The sequence below is a fragment of the Chryseobacterium sp. Leaf394 genome, from assembly GCF_001424105.1.
GTDB lineage: Bacteria > Bacteroidota > Bacteroidia > Flavobacteriales > Weeksellaceae > Chryseobacterium.
Window position 1 is genome coordinate 2,066 of the sequence record NZ_LMQH01000015.1, and the last position, 1,935, is coordinate 4,000.

General features: G+C 33.3%; 1 protein-coding gene. It reads right to left on the reverse strand.

Annotation, left to right across the window (positions count from 1 at the left end; genetic code table 11):
• Positions 1-748: 748 nt before the first annotated feature.
• A complete protein-coding gene (locus ASG21_RS19450; RefSeq protein ID WP_056084833.1) occupies positions 749-1,744 on the reverse strand; it encodes a leucine-rich repeat domain-containing protein in 996 nt (331 codons plus the stop codon).
• Between the last annotated feature and the right edge of the window lie 191 nt (positions 1,745-1,935).

Here is a 1,935-nt window from a genome sequence, read left to right on the forward strand (position 1 = left end):
CAGGTAATGCAATAAATATTTTCCTGTTATTTGTTTTTGACAGTAATTGCCCATTAATGAATTGTTCAATAAAGTTTGTATCAATCCAGTCTTGATTTTCATTGATATCAACGGCATACTTTAGTTCTTCGTTTTTATTTGTCAAGATTGAAATGTTAATTAAATTTCTTTCCTTGGTAACGTTTATTTTTTTTATTTGATTTTCAACTTCAGCAATTTTAATCATTTCGTTTAGAAGATTTTTATATGATTCTGCAGTTTCAAAGCCTTCTGCATCAAAACTCAAATCTTCTAATGCTAAAAAAGAATAATTTGCTTCTAAATCATTCTCGATAGTATTAATAATTTCCTTTTTTTTAACTTCACTTTTTTCGTTAAACCAATCAAAAGTTTTTAGCACTTTTATATATTCTGATTTGCCTTTTGCTGTTAAAATTCTGTATTCATCAATTCTTATTGAATCATTTTCAGCGCCGAATTTGGATACACCTTCATATGGCAATGCTGGTAAAACTTGTTTTGAATACAGTTCATTTTTTGTTTGTGAGCAAGATAATACTGTAAATAAAATACTTAGTATCGTGAATATTTCTTTTAGTAACGTTGTTTTCATAAAATGTCGCATTACGGTTTACGGCTTGGCGATGGTGGGGAATTTGATGCACTTCAGCTCAAATTAGCACCGAAGTTGATTAGAATTACCGAAGTTCAAATTTAGCAGTTCAGCCCCACTATTGCCAAACCGATGTTAGCCACAGTAGCTTTGGATAATTCTGTCTGCTTCAATTTTATATTGTTCATATTTTTGCCTAAATTCTTCAATTTTTTCGTCTGCTTTTGGGCTATTACATTTTACACGTCCTGCTCCTTTTCCTATAAACTCAAACCATTCTGTACTTGGGTCGTTTATTTCTCTTGTTCCGTCATAAATTATTCTAACTTCTGGATGTTTTTCGTTGATTACTTCGTCCGAAAGTTGAGAACGATAATCATCTCTTGTCAACTTTGAACTACTATATGCAAATCTTCGACAAATTTCATTGTTAGCACCTTGAACATTTGGTAGAGCCCGTTCCAAAAATGCAAACTCTTGGGTTGGAAGTGTTTTGCTTATTAGTCTAATTTTTTTCAACTTTTTTAAAGTCAAAACAGATATGAGTGCTGGGAATGGCGACTTGTTAATAATCCAACCCAATGAGAATACTTCAAGATTTGGAAGTCCACTTAAAAACTCAAAATTGTCGATTGGTTGGTTCCAATCAAGTGTCCCGTTGATATATAAATAACGTAAACTGTTAGTTCCTTTTAGTCCGTCAAAATTTGAAACTTTGCGAAGATTTTCAAAATGTACCGATTTTAATTTAGTCAGTTTTGCAAGAGGTGTCAAATCGGAAAATCCTGAAACATATTCGAGAATTAATTCTTCTAAATTATGTAAGTCGCCTATAAACTCAATGTCGGCTGCTCTGAAAAAAGTTACTCTTAAACGTTTTACGTTCGTCAGTCTGCGAATTGCTTGAACTTGTTCTTTGCTTGGGTCGTGAAGTGTCAGTTCTTCAAGGTTCGGACAGTCAATAATTTGTTCCCAATGATTTTTGTCTTGGGTTTTGCTTATTGTCAATATTTTTACTTCTTCCTTGTTTACTATTTCAAAGTCGGCAATAAATGCAAATCTTTCTCTATTTGGAATTGTCGTCCAATAGTCGCCTGTTCTGTCTAAAAAGTCTCCAAAGTGATGTTTCATTGTCTGTGTTGTGTCGCTTGTGCTATTGTGGCTAACGTTTCGGGGCTTTGCGATGGTGGGGCAATCGAAGCAAAAATCTTCAATTTTGTACAAATGTTGAACCGAAGAACTACCGTTGAACTTTGCAGTTTCGCCCCACTATTGCAAAACCCTTGTTATAGCCAGTTTTTATTGTTTCGTTATTTGTAAAT